The following is a 14,385-nucleotide window of genomic DNA, read 5'->3' on the forward strand; positions in this document are numbered from 1 at the left end:
TATTCGGAACAAAAAGTATCGAATCAAGGCGGAGTCGAGGCGGACATGGACAAACTCAAGCAGATGGAATCCTTCGTGGCCGTGGCCACGCGCGGCAGCCTGACGGCGGCGGCACGGGCCGAGGGCGTGGCCCCGGCCATCATGGGCCGCCGCCTGGACGCGCTGGAAGAACGCCTGGGCGTCAAGCTGCTGCTGCGCACCACGCGGCGGCTCTCGCTCACGCACGAGGGCAGCGCCTTTCTGGAGGAATGCCAGCGCCTGCTGGCCGACATCGCCACGGCCGAGGCCGGCGTGTCGGCTGGCGGCGTGAAAGCCAGTGGCCACTTGCGTGTGACGGCCCCCGCCGGTTTTGGCCGTCGCCACGTGGCGCCCCTGGTGCCGCGCTTTCGCGAGCTGCATGCCGACGTGACGATCTCGCTCAATCTGAGCGACCGGGTGGTGGACATGGCGCGCGAGGGCTATGACTGTGCCGTGCGCGTGGGGGATCTGCCGGATTCATCCCTGGTCAGTGTGCGCCTGGCCGACAACCGGCGGCTCTGCGTCGCCACGCCCGAATACCTGAAGCGCCACGGCACACCGCGAACCCCGCAGGACCTGGCGCGCTTCGATTGCCTGGTGCTGTCCAGCGAGGCGTCGCAGACGCGGGGCTGGGCTTTCCGTATGCCAGGCAAGGGTGAAGGCTCGGTACAGGAACCGAGCGAAGACGCGCAGGACACGGGTGTGGAAAACGGGGCCGGGGCCAGCGGGGAACTCATCCACTACCGCCCCCAGGGGCCGCTCGATTGCTCGGACGGGCAGGTGCTGCACGACTGGTGCCTGGCCGGTTACGGCATCGCCTGGCGCAGCACCTGGGAGGTGGAGGAAGACGTGAGCGCGGGCCGCCTGGTGCCCGTGCTGGAGGACTACGCCGCGCCGCCCAATGGCATCTACGTCGTCTTTCCGCAGCGCAAGCACCTGCCGCTGCGCCTGCGCCTGTGGCTGGATTTCCTGAAGCACCACTACGGCCAGCCTGCCTTCTGGCAATCCCGTCGCTGAGTCGCGCTTCGCGGCGCGCCAAAAAAGCAAACCCCGGGCGCTCGCGCGTCCGGGGTTTGTGGGGAAGGAAGCAGCGAAGTGCTTACTTCTTCGCGGGGGCGGCTTGCTGGTCAGCCATGCACTTCTTCACATGGCTGTTCTTCGCGGCGCCGGCCAGCTTCTTGTCGGCGGCGGACTTTTCGCACATTGCGTTGGCATTGGACTGGGCGTCGGCCACGCATTTCTTCTCGAAGCTGGTCTTGGCGGCGCCGGCCAGTTTCTTCTCGGCGGACTGGGCCGCGCAGGTGGAGGCGTAGTCCTGGGCCTGAGCGGCGGTGCCGAAACTCAGGGCCAGGCCGAGGGCGAGCAGAGAGAGCAATTTTTTCATGATGTCTTTTGTCTCAAGGAGTGGATGTTTGGGGCGTCCGGGATGGATACCCGGGGCGGGAGTCTAGCGCTTTGCCGTGACAGGCCGCCACCCCTTGTTTTTGCGCCGTCCTTGTGTCGACAGTCCTCGCGTCACCAAATGCTACGTGACACGCTCAGTTCGTTGCTTCGAAGCCGGTGGCTTTGATGATGCGCGCCCAGCGTTCCGTTTCGACGTTCATCTTGCGCATGAACTTGTCACCGCAGACGTCGGGGCTGGCGTCCAAGCCAGAAGCGGCCATGCGGGCTTGGAATTCCGGCGAGGCCAGCACGCGCTGGTGCGCCTGAGTCAGCTTGCTGACGATGGCGGGCGGCAGGTTCTTGGGGCCTGACAGGCCGAACCAGACCGTGGTGGTGAGCTGGGGCAGGCCGAGTTCCGCCACGGTGGGTACGTTCGGCAGCTGGGCCACGCGTTTCTCGCTGGTGACGGCGTAAGCGGTGAGCTTGCCGGCTTTGATGTGCGGGTTGGCCGTGGCGACTTGCACGAAACCCAGCGGCGCCATGTCCGCCAGCATGTCGTTGATCTGCTGCGGGCTGCTCTTGTATGGGATGTGGGTCATCTCGGTCTTGAGCGCCTCGCTGAGCTGGTAGCCCAGGAAGTGCGCGGGCGAGCCCAGGGAGTAGGACGAGTAGATGGGCGGTGTCTTCTGGGCCTTGATCCAAGTCGCCAGTTCGCCGTAGTTCTTGGTGCCCAGGCTGGGGTTGCTGGCCAGCACCAGGGCCGCTTCCACGCCCTGGCAGATCTGCGTGAAATCGCTGGCCTTGTACTGTGCCTTGGGGTTGGCGTTGGGGGTGATGGTCATCATGCCGGCGGTGTTGACCAGTAGGGTGTAGCCATCTGCCGGGGCACGCATGATCTGCTGCGCGCCGATCATGCCGCCGGCCGCGGGTGAGTTTTCCACCACCAGGGGCTGGCCCAGCAGTTGGCCCAATTGCTCGGCCAGGGCACGGGCATAGACATCGGGCGGGCCGCCGGCCGTGGATGGCGCGATCAGCTTGATGGGCTTGGTGGGCCAGGCCTGGGCATGGCTGACGTTCTGCGCGAAGGCGAGCGCGCCGAGCAACAGCGGGATGGCCAAGGTCTTGAAATTCTTCACGGTGAGTTCCTCTTCGGGTTGGGGAAATGGAGGTCAGCGCTGGGGCATGTCTTTGTACGAATAGCCCAGGCTGACCGCGGCGTCTTCGGGGATGGCGGGCACGGTGGTGTTCCAGGTCAACCAATCCTGGCGCATGGCTTCGAGGCGCTCGGGCTGCCGGTGCGCCAGGTTGGCGCGCTCGCGCGCGTCGGCGCGGATGTCGAACAGGTAGTCGTTGCCGTCTACCTGCAGGTACTTCCAATCCCCACGCCGCAGCGCACGCTGCTTGCGGTGGTTCATGCGCCAGTAGAGCGGGCGCTCGAAGTGGTGGCCGGGGTCGCGCAGCACCGGCGCCAGCGAGACGCCATCGATCGGGTAGTCCGGGTGGGCCCGGCCACCGCCGAGCTCCAGCAGGGTGGCCGACCAGTCCATGGTCATGCAGTGCTGCGCGCTCACGCTGCCGGCCGGAATCACGGCCGGCCAGTGCGCGACCCAGGGTACGCGGATGCCACCTTCGGTCAGGTCCATCTTGCCGCCGACCAGGGGCCAGTTGTCGGAGAAGCGCTCGCCGCCGTTGTCGCTGGTGAAGACGATGAGGGTGTTGTCCAGCAGACCTTGCGCGCGCAGGGTGGCCACGAGCTGGCCGATGCCCTCGTCCATGTGGTGGATCATGCGGCGGTAGGTCTCGACGTTGCCGCCGTCGAGGTGGAAGAGGTTGCTTGCCACCTCGGCGGCCAGGTGCGCGTCGTCGCGCGTTTCCCAGGGCCAGTGTGGCGCGGTGTAGTGCAGGCTCAGGAAGAAAGGCTGGCCGTCGCGGGCCCGTGGCGCCTGGCGCGTCACGTAGTCGGTGGCGCGTCGCGAGAGCAGATCGGTCAGGTAGCCAATTTCATGGTGCTCCTCCTCGCCGAGGAAGAGGTCATGGTCACCCCGACCCGAGCAATGCGTGAAGTAATCCGCGCCGCCGGCCATGATGCCGTAGAACTCGTCGTAACCCGAACGCAGCGGCCCAAAGGCGGGCGGGTAGCCCAGGTGCCACTTGCCCACCAATGCGGTGGTGTAACCGGCCTCGCGCAGCAACGAGGGCAGGGTGGGCATGTCCGTGGGCAGGCCCAGTTTGGGATTGCCCTTGCTCTTGCTGTTGATGGGCTCTTCCATTCCGCCGCGCAGGCGGTACTGGTAGCGCATGGTCATCAGCGCGAAGCGGGTGGGCGAGCATACCGGGGAGTTGGCGTAGCCCTCGCTCAGGCGCAGCCCGCCGGCGGCCAGGGCGTCGATGTTGGGAGAGACGGGGCCGAAGGCGGCGTCCCGACCGCCGTAGCAGCCCAGGTCGGCGTAGCCCAGATCGTCCGCGACGATGTAGATCAGATTCGGTTTCATGCGCGGGCCAGCTTAGGCAGCATAAAACCATCTGTAAAATTGAAAATCGACCTTTTGAACTAAAAAAAACCGATGGATCCACGCCATCTGGTCCAACTGGCGACCATCCTCGAAAAGGGTTCGATCACCCAGGCCAGTCGCCATCTGCACCTGACCCAGCCCACGCTGACGCACAACATGCAGACGCTGGAGATGCAGGCCGGCGGGACTTTGTTCGAGCGCAGCCGCTTCGGTGTGCGCAGCACGCCCCTGGGCGAAATGCTGGCGCGCGAAGGCCGTGCCATCGCCCGCCGTTTGCAGGATGCAAGCGAGGTCGGCGCGCGCCATCGCGGGGGGCTGAACCGGCAACTGCGTCTGGGCAGCGGCCCCATCGTCGGGGCGGCCCTGCTGCCGGGTTTGGTGCAGGTGCTGCAGCGGCAATTTCCCGACATGGCCTTGCGCGTGCAGAGCGACCGGCCGCACCTGCTGGTCGAGCAACTCATCGACGGTCGGCAGGACCTGGTGATTGCGCCCTCCTGGCTGGACAAACCGCCGCCGGGCATCGAGCGCTGCCTGATGGTCAAGGACGACCTGGGTGTCTATTGCGGCGCCGCGCACCCCTTGGCCGCGCGCGGGCGGCTGGACCCGGGCGACGCGGACGGCATGCCGTGGATCAGCCTGGGCACGGCCTCGCCCTTCGACCAGGCCGTGGGCGAGATGCTGCGCGTCGCTGGCGTGGAGAGTCCGCGCAATGACATTGCCGTGCTGGGCGAGGCGTTCGTGCTGCTGCGCATCCTGAGCGCGGGCGGGCACCTTTCGGTGCTGCCGCACTACCCCATGCGCTTGCTGCAGGCGCAGTTTCCAGTCACGGAGCTGAAGCTGTCGGTGCCGTCCCAGCCGCGTCCCATTTACCTTTGGTGCCGCGCGCCCTTGCTGGAAGACCCGCGTTTCCTGGCGATCCGGGACGCCATCCTGGCCTACGCGGCCTCGCTCTGACGCAGCGCTTGCGCGGCGCAGTGCGCAGGCGGCGCTGCCCTTGGCGCGGTAAGCCCCGTGACAAAGGCCGCCCGCAGCGGCATCCACCCGGGCCTGCTGCCGGCGGCTCAGCGCATGACGGGACGTGAGCCGGGCGAGTTCAGAACAGGCTGGTCACCAGCCACAGCGCGGTGCCCCACATCATCAGCGCGACCAGGCCGTCCAGCGCGCGCCAGACCGCGACCGAGTTCAAGCGCCGGCCCAGCCAGAACAGGGTCAGGCCCAGTCCGGCGAACCACAGCAGCGAGCCGGTGGCGGCACCCAGGCCGAAAACGGCGCGTCCCGGACCGCCGTCCAGGCCATAGGCCAGGGAGGCCGTGCCGATCAGCACCGCCGTGTCCAGCCAGGCATGCGGGTTGAGCCAGGAGAAGGCCAGCGCCGCCAGCACGGCCTGACGGCGGGTCATGGCCGGTGGCTGGAGCGCGGCGGCTTGCAGGTCCACCGCGACCGGGCGCAGGAAGCGCCGCATCGCTTGCCAGCCGTAGACCGCGAGGAAGAGCGCACCCGCACCGATCAAGGCGCCATGCAGCTTGTCGGACAGACCGCCGAGCTGCGCCAGGCCCGCCACGCCCAAAGCGATCAGCACCACGTCGGCCAGCACGCAGATGGCGACGGTCAGGGCCAGGTGCTGGCGCTGCAGGCCCATGCGCAGCACATGGGCGTTCTGCGGGCCGATGGCCATGATGAGCGACAGGCTCAGCACCATGCCGGACAGGAAGGCGGGAGACATAGGCAGGGCGAAGGACATGGGGACACCTGGGAAGGACAAACCGGCGTCTGAGGACAGGAAAAAGAAAGGCTCAGGCGCCGCAAGACAATGGCCCGCAGTATGCCCATGGCCTTTGTTTTGTTTAATACTTTTAATTTAAAGTAGATAAACTAAAAAATTAATTGAGTAAATGCGACGCTCAATCCGTCGCGTTTTCTGTTGCCCTGCCAGGAGCCCGACCATGCTGGATGCCAAACAACTGGATGCCCTGGCCGCCGTGGTCGAGCACGGCGGCTTTGGTCCCGCCGCGCAGGCCCTGCACCTGACGCTGGCTGCCATTTCCCTGCGCATCAAGTCGCTGGAGGCCGAGCTCGGCCGGCGCCTGCTGGTGCGGGGCAAAACGGTGCGCGCCACGGCGGCCGGGCAGGCCCTGCTGGCGCATGTGAAGCAGGTCAGGGCCATGGAAGCCGACTTGCTCGCCACCTTGCAGGGCGCGGGCAGCGTGGACGGCGGCGCCGGCAGCCGCGCCTGGCAGACCCTGCCGGTGGCCATCAACGCCGATTCGGTGGCGAGCTGGTTTCTGCCTGGGGTCGCGCCGGTCCTGGCGCGCCAACGCCTGTTGCTCGACATCATGATCGACGACCAGGACCATACGCACGACGCACTCAAGAGCGGGGATGTGCTGGGCTGTGTCACCACGCTGGCCGCACCGCTGCGTGGCTGCCTCGCCGAGCCGCTGGGCGTGCTGCGCTACCACGGCGTGGCCGCGCCCGCGCTGGCGCGGGAATGCCGCGATCGTCAGGGCCAGCTTTCCGTCCACCAGTTGCTGGCGCAGCCGGCCATCATCTTCAACCGCAAGGACGCGCTGCAGGACACTTACCTGGAACAGCATTTCGACCTGCGCCAGCCGCCCTATCCGCGCCACTACGCGCCCTCGGTGGAAGCCTTCGACACCGCCATCGCCCTGGGCCTGGGCTGGGGCATGGTGCCCGCGCACACGCTGGCGGCCCGGCGTGACAAGGCGGAGGGCGCCTTCGAGGAGCTGCTGCCCGGCGCGACGGTGGACGTGGCGCTGTACTGGCAGCACTGGGCACGTGAATCACCCTCCGCGCAGATGTTGACGGCGGCCGTCAAGCAGGCGGCGCGCAAGCTGGATGGAGGGGGGTAAAAAGATCCCCGCCGGGCTGGAGGAGAACGGGGAGAGGTGCCGCGGCGGGGTTCAAGGACAGAAGCGGTCCAGGCCACGCTCGGGGAGAAACGGGCTCCGAACCGCTGCCCAGCATAGGCATTCGGCGTTCCAGCGTAAGAGTCGGCCGATTTTGATTGTGTGCCCTTTGGCGGCCACGGCGCCGTTCTGCGTCCAAGCGTAAGTTTGGTGTGCGTTGGGCACCGGCATGCCGTGCGCCGTGGGACGCGCAGGGCCCGGTCAGTAGAATCACCCCCCTATGTTGTCCGTCAAAAACGAGCTGCTCCAGACCCTGTCCATCGTGCTGGAACAGTTGTTGCCCGGCGCGGGCGCCCGCGCGGCGTTCGAGTCGCCCAAGCTGGCCGAGCACGGCGATCTGGCCACCACCGCCGCCATGCAGATCGCCAAGCCACTCAAGCAGCCGCCCCGCCAGGTTGCCGAGGAGCTGCGGCGTGCCCTGCTGGCCATGCCCGCCTTTTCCATCTGGGTCGAGGCGGTGGAAATCGCCGGGCCTGGCTTCATCAACATCCGGCTCAAGCCCGCCGCCAAGCAGGAAATCGTGCGCGAGGTGCTGGGTGCGGGCGAACGCTATGGCCGCCAGACGCCGAATGGCCAGCGCATGATGGTGGAGTTCGTCTCCGCCAACCCGACCGGGCCGCTGCACGTGGGCCACGGGCGCCAGGCCGCCCTGGGAGACGCCATCTCCAACCTCTACGCCACCCAGGGCTGGGAGGTGTACCGCGAGTTCTATTACAACGACGCGGGCGTGCAGATCCAGACCCTGGCCGTGAGCGTGCAGGCGCGCGCGCGCGGCCTCAAGCCCGGCGACCCGGGCTGGCCCGAGAGTGCCTACAACGGCGACTACATCGCCGACATCGCGGCCGACTTCATGGCCGGCAAGACCGTGCAGGCCGACGACCGCAGCTACACGGCCAGCGGCCAGGTGGACGACCTGGACAGCATGCGCCTGTTCGCCGTGGCCTACCTGCGCCACGAGCAGGACCTGGACCTGCAGGCCTTCAACCTGCGTTTCGACAACTACTACCTGGAGTCCAGCCTCTACACCAGCGGCAAGGTGGACACCACGGTCGAGAAACTGCGCGCCGCCGGCAAGACCTACGAGCAGGACGGCGCGCTCTGGCTGCGCAGCACCGACTACGGCGACGACAAAGACCGCGTCATGCGCAAGGGCGACGGCAGCTACACCTACTTCGTGCCGGACGTGGCCTACCACATCAGCAAGTGGGAGCGCGGTTTCCAGAAGGTCGTCAACATCCAGGGCACGGACCACCACGGCACCATCGCACGCGTGCGCGCCGGCCTGCAGGCGGCGGGCGTTGGCATTCCCCAGGGCTACCCCGACTATGTGCTGCACACCATGGTGCGCGTGGTGCGCGGTGGCGAGGAGGTCAAGATCAGCAAGCGCGCGGGGTCCTACGTGACGCTGCGCGACCTGATCGAATGGACCAGCAAGGACGCCGTGCGTTTCTTCCTGCTCAGCCGCAAGCCCGACACGGAGTACACCTTCGATGTCGACCTGGCCGTGCAGAAGAACAACGACAACCCGGTTTACTACGTGCAGTACGCGCATGCGCGCATCTGTTCCGTGTTGGCGGCCTGGCGCGAGAAGGAGGGCGGCGACCCGGTGACCCTGCGCGACGCCGACCTGGCCGCACTGGACACGTCGGCCGCGCACACGCTGATGCTCAAGCTCGCCCAGTACCCGGACATGCTGACCGGTGCCGCGCGCGATTTCGCCCCGCACGATGTGGCTTTTTACCTGCGTGATCTCGCGGCCAGTTACCACAGCTACTATGATGCCGAGCGCATTCTTGTGGAGGACGAGGCCGTCAAGCGTGCCCGCCTGGCCCTGGTGGCCGCCACCGCGCAGGTGCTGCGCAACGGCTTGGCCGTGTTGGGCGTGAGCGCTCCCGTGAAGATGTGAGCGCAGGGCGCGACCCTCCCCTGGTTCGCGCCCGCCCCGTATCTTTCGCTTCATTGAATTTTCTGCAACCCATTCCTGCGATATGAACAAGCAACGCGGCAGCACGCTACTCGGTTTCATCATCGGCGTCGTCGTCGGCCTGGCCGTGGCGCTGCTGGTCGCGCTTTACGTGACCAAGACGCCGGTGCCCTTCATGAACAAGGGCCAGAACCGCACGCCAGAACAGGATGCGGCCGAGTTGGAGCGCAACAAGGACTGGAAGCCCAACGCGCCCCTGGCGACCAAGACCCGTCCCGCGCCGCCACCCGCCGAACCCGAGGCGGCTGTGCCCGCGCCCGTGACGGTGCCTGCCGCCAAGTCGGCCGATCCGCTGGGTGATCTGGCGCGCGCCAAGATCAACGAGGACAACAAGGCAGCCAACCCCAACATGCTGGCCTACTACATCCAGGTGGGTGCCTATTACAAGCCCGAGGACGCCGAAGCCCAGCGTGCGCGCCTTTCCCTGACCGGCGTGCAGGCGCGCGTCCTGCGGGCCGAGGATGCCTCCGGTCGGCTGATCTACCGCGTGCGCGTGGGCCCTTACGAGCGCAAGGAAGACGCCGATCGCGCCGAAAGCCAGCTCAAGGCTGCGGGTCAGCAGACCGCCCAGGTGCGCGGCCAGCGCTGAGCCCGTCCGGTCGTTTGCCCGCGCGCGACCCAACCCAGCAAATCAAACCGCGATCAGGAGTCCCGATCACCATGCAACGCCGTGAATTTACCCGTGCCCTGACCGCCGCCGGCCTGGGCAGTGCCGTCGCCCTGCCGGCCACTTTTCCCCTGAACGCATCGGCGCAGGGCGCAGGCTTCGAAAGTGGTCGCGACTACCTGCCGCTCAAGCAGACCGCGCCCGTGGAAACGCCGGCAGGCCAGATCGAGGTGGTCGAGTTCTTCTCTTACTACTGCCCGCACTGCAACGCCTTCGAGCCCACATTGGAGGCCTGGAGCCGCCGCCTGCCCAAGGACGTGGTGCTGCGTCGCGTGCCCGTGGCCTTCGTGGGCCCCCGCCCGGAAACCCGCCAGCGTCTTTTCTATGCGCTGGAAGCCCTGGGCAAGTTGAATCAGTTGCATGCCAAGGTGTTCCGCGCCGTGCATGTGGATCGTCAGCGTCTGGAGGATCCCGCCGGCATTGCCGACTGGCTCGCGACCCAGGGCGTGGACAAGAAGCAGTTCACGGACGCGTACAACTCCTTCAGCGTTGCGGCCAAGGTCGGGCGCGCCAACCAGTTGGTGAGCGCCTACCAAGTGGACGGCGTGCCGGCGCTGGGCGTGGCGGGCCGCTATTACACCGACGCGTCGCTCACGCGCAGCATGGAGCGCTCGCTCCAGGTCGTCGATTTCCTCGCTGGCGAAGTGAAGAAGGGTCGCTGACGCGGCGTCTGCCCGCGGCGGCAGAAAAAACAAAGGACGTGCAGTGGCTCCGCGCTTTGACGCTTCCTCACGTCCGCCCCAACCCGTGATCTGACGCACCGCGCATGGTTCACCTGTCCAATGACGCCGCGATGCTGGTGCGCGTCGTGCGTACCGAGGGGTCCGCTCCGCGCGACGTGGGCGCGTGGATGCTGGTCGAGTTCGTCCCTACCACGGGTGCCGCTGACGAGTTCACCGCTGCGGGCGTCAAGGTGACGGGCACGATAGGCGGGGGGCACCTGGAATTCGAAGCCATTGCCTTTGCCCGGGCCTTGCTGGCCGGCAAGACAGCACTCCCCGACAAAGACCAGCGCAAAGCGCTGGGCCCTAGCCTGGGCCAATGCTGCGGTGGCGTGGTCTGGCTGCGGTATGAGTTGCTGGACGCGAGGGATGCGCAGTCCCAGGCGTTACGCCTGCGCACCGCCGCTGCGGCCACCTTGCCGGTGGCGCTTTTCGGCGGCGGTCATGTGGGCCAGGCCTTGGCCCGGTTGCTGGCGGGCCTGCCTTTCGCGCTGCACTGGATCGACAGCCGGGAAGGCATCTTTCCCGCCGACATCACGGCGGGCGCCGTGCGTTTGCGTTGTGAGCATTCAGATCCGGTGCACGCCGCCGTGCGGGATTTGCTGCCCGGCAGCGCCGTGCTGATCATGAGCTTCAGCCACGCGGAAGACTTGGACATCCTGGCCGCCTGCCTCACGCGTGCGCGGGAGCAGAACGACCTGCCCTACATCGGCCTGATTGGCAGCCGCAGCAAATGGGCGACTTTCCGCCATCGTTTGGCGGCGCGGGGGTGGGGCGAAGAAGATTTCGCCCGCGTGACCTGCCCCATCGGGGTGGGCGGCATCGCGGGCGAATTTCGCAAGCAGCCGGAGGTGATCGCCGTGGCCGTGGCGGCGCAGCTGCTGCAACTGCCAGGTCAGGCGTCGCGCTGAGCGCGCGCCCGTGGCAGGTGCGCGCTTGCGGACATCAACCGCCGAACAGGCTCTTCTTGCGGGTCTTGCGGATTTCCTTCTCGCTCTGGAATTCCACGATGCCGCTTTCGATGTTGGACAGCTTGAGCGTGAACTTGTAGTAGATGTCCTTGGTCGAGCCGGCCGACTTGGTGATGGAAGCCAGATTGCCGTAAAGCATGAACTTCGCGCCCAGCTGGCGACCCATCTGCGCGGCCTTGGTTTCGTCCACCAGACCGCTGTTCTTCTGGTAGTCCAGTTGCTTCTGGACCGCGTCCATGCGGGTCATGTCCACGAAGCGGAAGCGGCGGGAATTCAGCAGCTTGGTCGAGATGGTGTCGGTGATCGACTCGGTGTCGATGTGCTCAACGGTCTTGTTCTTGATGCTTTCGATGAACAGGATCGGGCGCTCGCCATTGGGCGCGATGTCACGCATCGCGGGCGAGGAGAGCAGGTCGTCCACCATCTTTTCCGCGATCAATTGCAGATCGGAGGAGCCGAAATCGGTGTTCACGGTTTCCACGCCGGTGGCGTCGCCGTACTCCACCTTGGAGGCGCAACCGGACAAGCCGAGCAGGCCCAGCGCGGCAGCGGCCAACAAGACCGTGGAGGTGGAGGTTTTCAGTGTGTAGGACAGGCTGTGTTTCATGGGAAGACTCACTTCTTGATTTCCTGCGGTTCGCGAATCTGGATCTGGAAGCGGCGTGCGCGGTCAAAGGGTGCCGTGCCGGTGACCGTCATGCGGTCCTTGCCTGCCAGCTTGGCCGATCGCCAGGGGCGGTCGGTTTCGTCCAGCGGCACGCCTTCGGTGTCCAGCCAGACGAATTTGTATTCGAACTTCAGCTCCTTGCTGGTGTCGTTCTTCAGAACGGCGCGGGCTTGCGGCAGGCCGCCTTCGACCAGGGAAAGGGAGGTCTTGTCGACCTCGATGTCGTCCTCGAAGGCACCGCCGCGGTAGTCGATGAGGGAGGACGAGCTGCAAGCGGCCAGCACCAAGCTCAGGAGCATGGGCATGGCCAGGCGCACGGCGCCCGTGGGAGTGAGATAGGACAGGACTTGTTTCATGACGAACTCCATCACAGAGGATAAACCCGGCTGTAGATACTACCCGGCAAAACGGTCAGGTGCAGCAAGGTGGGTTTGCCTTTACGTATTTCGACCGTGATCGGTGCTTGTCCGGGCCGGCCCGGCAAGGCAATGTGATGCTCGCCCTCGGCCAAGGGCAGGCGCAGTACCTGCGCGCTGCCGGGCAGGGTCAGCCAGGAACGCAGGTCCGCCTGGTCGGTGGCGACGGTGAACAGCATGGTGGCGAGGCCCAGCACCAACGCTTCGTTGCTCTTCTGGTTGTTGCGCTGGACGTTGCGCTGCAGATCCTGCTTGGCAATCAGGCGCAGGAAGGAATGCACCAGCAGGTCCCAGACTTCGTCCTTGAGCGTGCGCACGGCCAATGCGCGGGTGTCGGTCAGTGGGGTGGTCTCATGTGCCGCGCCATCCACCGACAGCGTGTAGGCCTGCGGTGCAGGCACCGAGCGATACACCGGGAAGCTGACGTAGTTGGCGGTGTTCCTGGTGTAGATCGGGATCGTGACCGGCTGCTTGATCGGCGCGAGCCCTTCCTCCAGGTACACCACCAGATCGCCCTGTTCCGCGGCTGGCGCCACCGCCGCCGGATTGGTCGGCAATTTGAGTTGCTGGGCCAGTTTTCTGGCGTCGTCCATGCCTGCCCTGAGGCCGGTGCGGACCACGTCCTTCTGCAGGTAGGGATTGTCGGGCGCGATTTCGAGCGCCTTGCGGTAGTCGATGTACGCGTCGTTGGTCTGACCCGTGGCTTCATAGATCAGGCCTGACAGGTAGAAAGTGGCCGCGTTCTGGAAGCTGGATTTGACCCGACCCGCCGCCAGGTCCATCTCATTGAAGAATTTGTCGTAGCTGTCCGGGTCCAGTCCCTTGGCCTTGGCCTCCCGCTCGGACTTGTCGCGCGCGTCGTCCACCGCGTTGGCTTTTCTGGCCAGTGCCTCCACCTGCACCTGATTCGCGCGGCGTACCTCCACCAGCGCGCCTTGGACATCCCCTTGCGCCAGGTAGTTCAGGGCCTGGTACTGATGGACGAAGACGCGTTCATAAGTGCGTCCCTGGTAGGGCCGGGCGTTGTCGTTGCTGTAGAGGCTCAGGCCCGAGGCCGCCAGGGCCGAGGCCGAGATGGTGGCCTGCTCATCCTGGGCCTGGAAACGCGCGATGGCCGCGTCGAAATCGGCCTTGCTGTCCTCGGCGTGGCCTTCCAGCTGCTGGACGCGTGCCCGTTCCAGCAGGTACAGCATGCCATCGGCACTCTTGGTCTTGCTGCCGATGGCCTTGACGGCGCTTTCGGGTTTTCCCGTGTCCAGGGCCTGCCGGTAGGTCTGCGCCGTGCTGGGATAAGGGACGAACACAGAGCTGCCAGCGCAACCTGCCAGCAGGGTGGCCAGCAGCACCAGCAGGAAAGACCCGCGCCGGGTGACAACCGGTATCCGCCCCCCTGAATCACATTCCCGAGTGCTTATTTCTTGCATGTGCACCATTGTGCAATATCACTTGTGCCGGGCGTTTCGCACTGCGTCAGCGGCATTTCACACCCCGCTCTCCGCGTTTCGTCACAGCCTGCTGGCGATTCCGGTGGCGGTCCCGCACAGTGCGTCCATCGCCTACAGGAGTGCACCATGCTGATTCAACTGCTCATTCAACACCCCGAAGCTCTGCCCACGGTCATCCGCAACACGCCCCCCTGGGTCGGGGGGCTGGCTCTCGGCCTGGCCATTCTGGGCGCCAGCCAATGGAAGGATCGCCAGGCCAGCCTGGCGCGCGTGTCACTGACGCCGCTCGCCATGACCAGTTTCTCAGTTTGGGGCACGCTGTCCGCCCTGGGTGGCTCGGCCCTGCTGCCCCAGGCCTTGGGCGTTTGGATGACGGCGGCCGTGGCCGTCTTCGCCCTGGTGGTTCGCCTGCCATCGCCGGCCCGTTACGACGCCGCCTCCCGCACCTACGCCATTCCCGGCAGTGGAGCACCCCTGCTGCTGATGCTGGGCATCTTCCTGGTGAAGTACGTGGTCGGCGTGGACCTCGTCATGGCCCCGCAACTGATGCAAGAGCCCGCGTATGCCTTGACCGTCGCCAGCCTGTATGGCGCCTTCACCGGCCTTTTCGTCGGTCGCGCCGCCCGCCTCTGGAAGCTGGCCCTGCGAGGCCGCCGCGCGGTCACCGCCTGA

15 protein-coding genes are annotated in these 14,385 nt (G+C 66.3%); 8 read left to right on the forward strand and 7 right to left on the reverse strand.

Translation table 11 applies throughout. The features are described 5' to 3' along the window. Positions 1-45 precede the first annotated feature (45 nt). Positions 46-1,035: a LysR family transcriptional regulator gene (locus tag DW355_RS04545; RefSeq protein ID WP_131278150.1), complete on the forward strand. Its 990-nt coding sequence runs from the start codon at positions 46-48 to the stop codon at positions 1,033-1,035. An 82-nt stretch (positions 1,036-1,117) separates the two neighbouring features. On the opposite strand, the gene DW355_RS04550 is transcribed toward DW355_RS04545, so the two are convergent. The 3 genes from DW355_RS04550 to DW355_RS04560 all read right to left on the reverse strand — a co-directional run bounded on the left by DW355_RS04550 (position 1,118) and on the right by DW355_RS04560 (position 3,893). Continuing rightward, positions 1,118-1,402 (reverse strand): hypothetical protein, encoded by a 285-nt coding sequence (locus DW355_RS04550; RefSeq protein WP_131278151.1) that lies wholly within the window; start codon positions 1,400-1,402, stop codon positions 1,118-1,120. Positions 1,403-1,556: 154 nt separating this feature from the next. Beyond that, the gene (locus tag DW355_RS04555; protein ID WP_131278152.1) at positions 1,557-2,537 is read right to left on the reverse strand and encodes a Bug family tripartite tricarboxylate transporter substrate binding protein; all 981 of its coding nucleotides are present in this window, start codon (positions 2,535-2,537) and stop codon (positions 1,557-1,559) included. Positions 2,538-2,570: 33 nt separating this feature from the next. Further along, positions 2,571-3,893 (reverse strand): sulfatase family protein, encoded by a 1,323-nt coding sequence (locus DW355_RS04560; RefSeq protein WP_131278153.1) that lies wholly within the window; start codon positions 3,891-3,893, stop codon positions 2,571-2,573. Positions 3,894-3,965: 72 nt separating this feature from the next. Here DW355_RS04560 and DW355_RS04565 point away from each other — a divergent pair, with 72 nt between their 5' ends. Continuing rightward, positions 3,966-4,868: a LysR family transcriptional regulator gene (locus DW355_RS04565; protein WP_131278154.1), complete on the forward strand. Its 903-nt coding sequence runs from the start codon at positions 3,966-3,968 to the stop codon at positions 4,866-4,868. Positions 4,869-5,007: 139 nt separating this feature from the next. Here the strand turns inward: DW355_RS04565 and DW355_RS04570 are convergent, their stop codons facing one another. After that, positions 5,008-5,655, reverse strand: coding sequence for a LysE/ArgO family amino acid transporter (locus DW355_RS04570; RefSeq protein ID WP_131278155.1), 648 nt, complete (start codon positions 5,653-5,655; stop codon positions 5,008-5,010). 202 nt (positions 5,656-5,857) lie between these two features. Here DW355_RS04570 and argP point away from each other — a divergent pair, with 202 nt between their 5' ends. From argP to xdhC, 5 genes are all read left to right on the forward strand, one after another. Further along, positions 5,858-6,784 carry an HTH-type transcriptional regulator ArgP gene (gene argP, locus DW355_RS04575; protein ID WP_131278156.1) on the forward strand — a complete coding sequence of 309 codons (927 nt, stop codon included), beginning with the start codon at positions 5,858-5,860 and terminating at the stop codon, positions 6,782-6,784. Between the two features lie 277 nt (positions 6,785-7,061). After that, positions 7,062-8,747: an arginine--tRNA ligase gene (argS, locus tag DW355_RS04580; protein WP_131278157.1), complete on the forward strand. Its 1,686-nt coding sequence runs from the start codon at positions 7,062-7,064 to the stop codon at positions 8,745-8,747. Between the two features lie 82 nt (positions 8,748-8,829). Next, positions 8,830-9,414, forward strand: a complete 585-nt coding sequence (locus DW355_RS04585; RefSeq protein ID WP_131278158.1) for an SPOR domain-containing protein — start codon at positions 8,830-8,832, stop codon at positions 9,412-9,414. Between the two features lie 71 nt (positions 9,415-9,485). Continuing rightward, entirely contained in the window at positions 9,486-10,154 is a 669-nt protein-coding gene (locus tag DW355_RS04590; RefSeq protein WP_131278159.1) for a thiol:disulfide interchange protein DsbA/DsbL, read from the forward strand. Positions 10,155-10,258: 104 nt separating this feature from the next. Beyond that, positions 10,259-11,125, forward strand: a complete 867-nt coding sequence (gene xdhC, locus DW355_RS04595) for a xanthine dehydrogenase accessory protein XdhC (protein ID WP_131278160.1) — start codon at positions 10,259-10,261, stop codon at positions 11,123-11,125. A gap of 34 nt (positions 11,126-11,159) precedes the next feature. On the opposite strand, the gene lpoB is transcribed toward xdhC, so the two are convergent. The 3 genes from lpoB to DW355_RS04610 are packed head-to-tail and all read right to left on the reverse strand — an operon-like array spanning position 11,160 to position 13,614. Continuing rightward, entirely contained in the window at positions 11,160-11,792 is a 633-nt protein-coding gene (lpoB, locus tag DW355_RS04600) for a penicillin-binding protein activator LpoB (protein WP_131278161.1), read from the reverse strand. A gap of 8 nt (positions 11,793-11,800) precedes the next feature. Continuing rightward, entirely contained in the window at positions 11,801-12,208 is a 408-nt protein-coding gene (locus DW355_RS04605; protein WP_165493114.1) for a DUF1425 domain-containing protein, read from the reverse strand. Between the two features lie 11 nt (positions 12,209-12,219). Further along, positions 12,220-13,614 (reverse strand): COG3014 family protein, encoded by a 1,395-nt coding sequence (locus tag DW355_RS04610; RefSeq protein WP_131278163.1) that lies wholly within the window; start codon positions 13,612-13,614, stop codon positions 12,220-12,222. Positions 13,615-13,839: 225 nt separating this feature from the next. On the opposite strand from DW355_RS04610, the gene DW355_RS04615 reads away from it, so the two are divergent. Continuing rightward, positions 13,840-14,385 carry a DUF6622 family protein gene (locus DW355_RS04615; RefSeq protein WP_131278164.1) on the forward strand — a complete coding sequence of 182 codons (546 nt, stop codon included), beginning with the start codon at positions 13,840-13,842 and terminating at the stop codon, positions 14,383-14,385.

The sequence above is a fragment of the Hylemonella gracilis genome (assembly GCF_004328645.1).
GTDB classification, from domain to species: Bacteria; Pseudomonadota; Gammaproteobacteria; order Burkholderiales; family Burkholderiaceae_C; genus Hylemonella; species Hylemonella gracilis_B.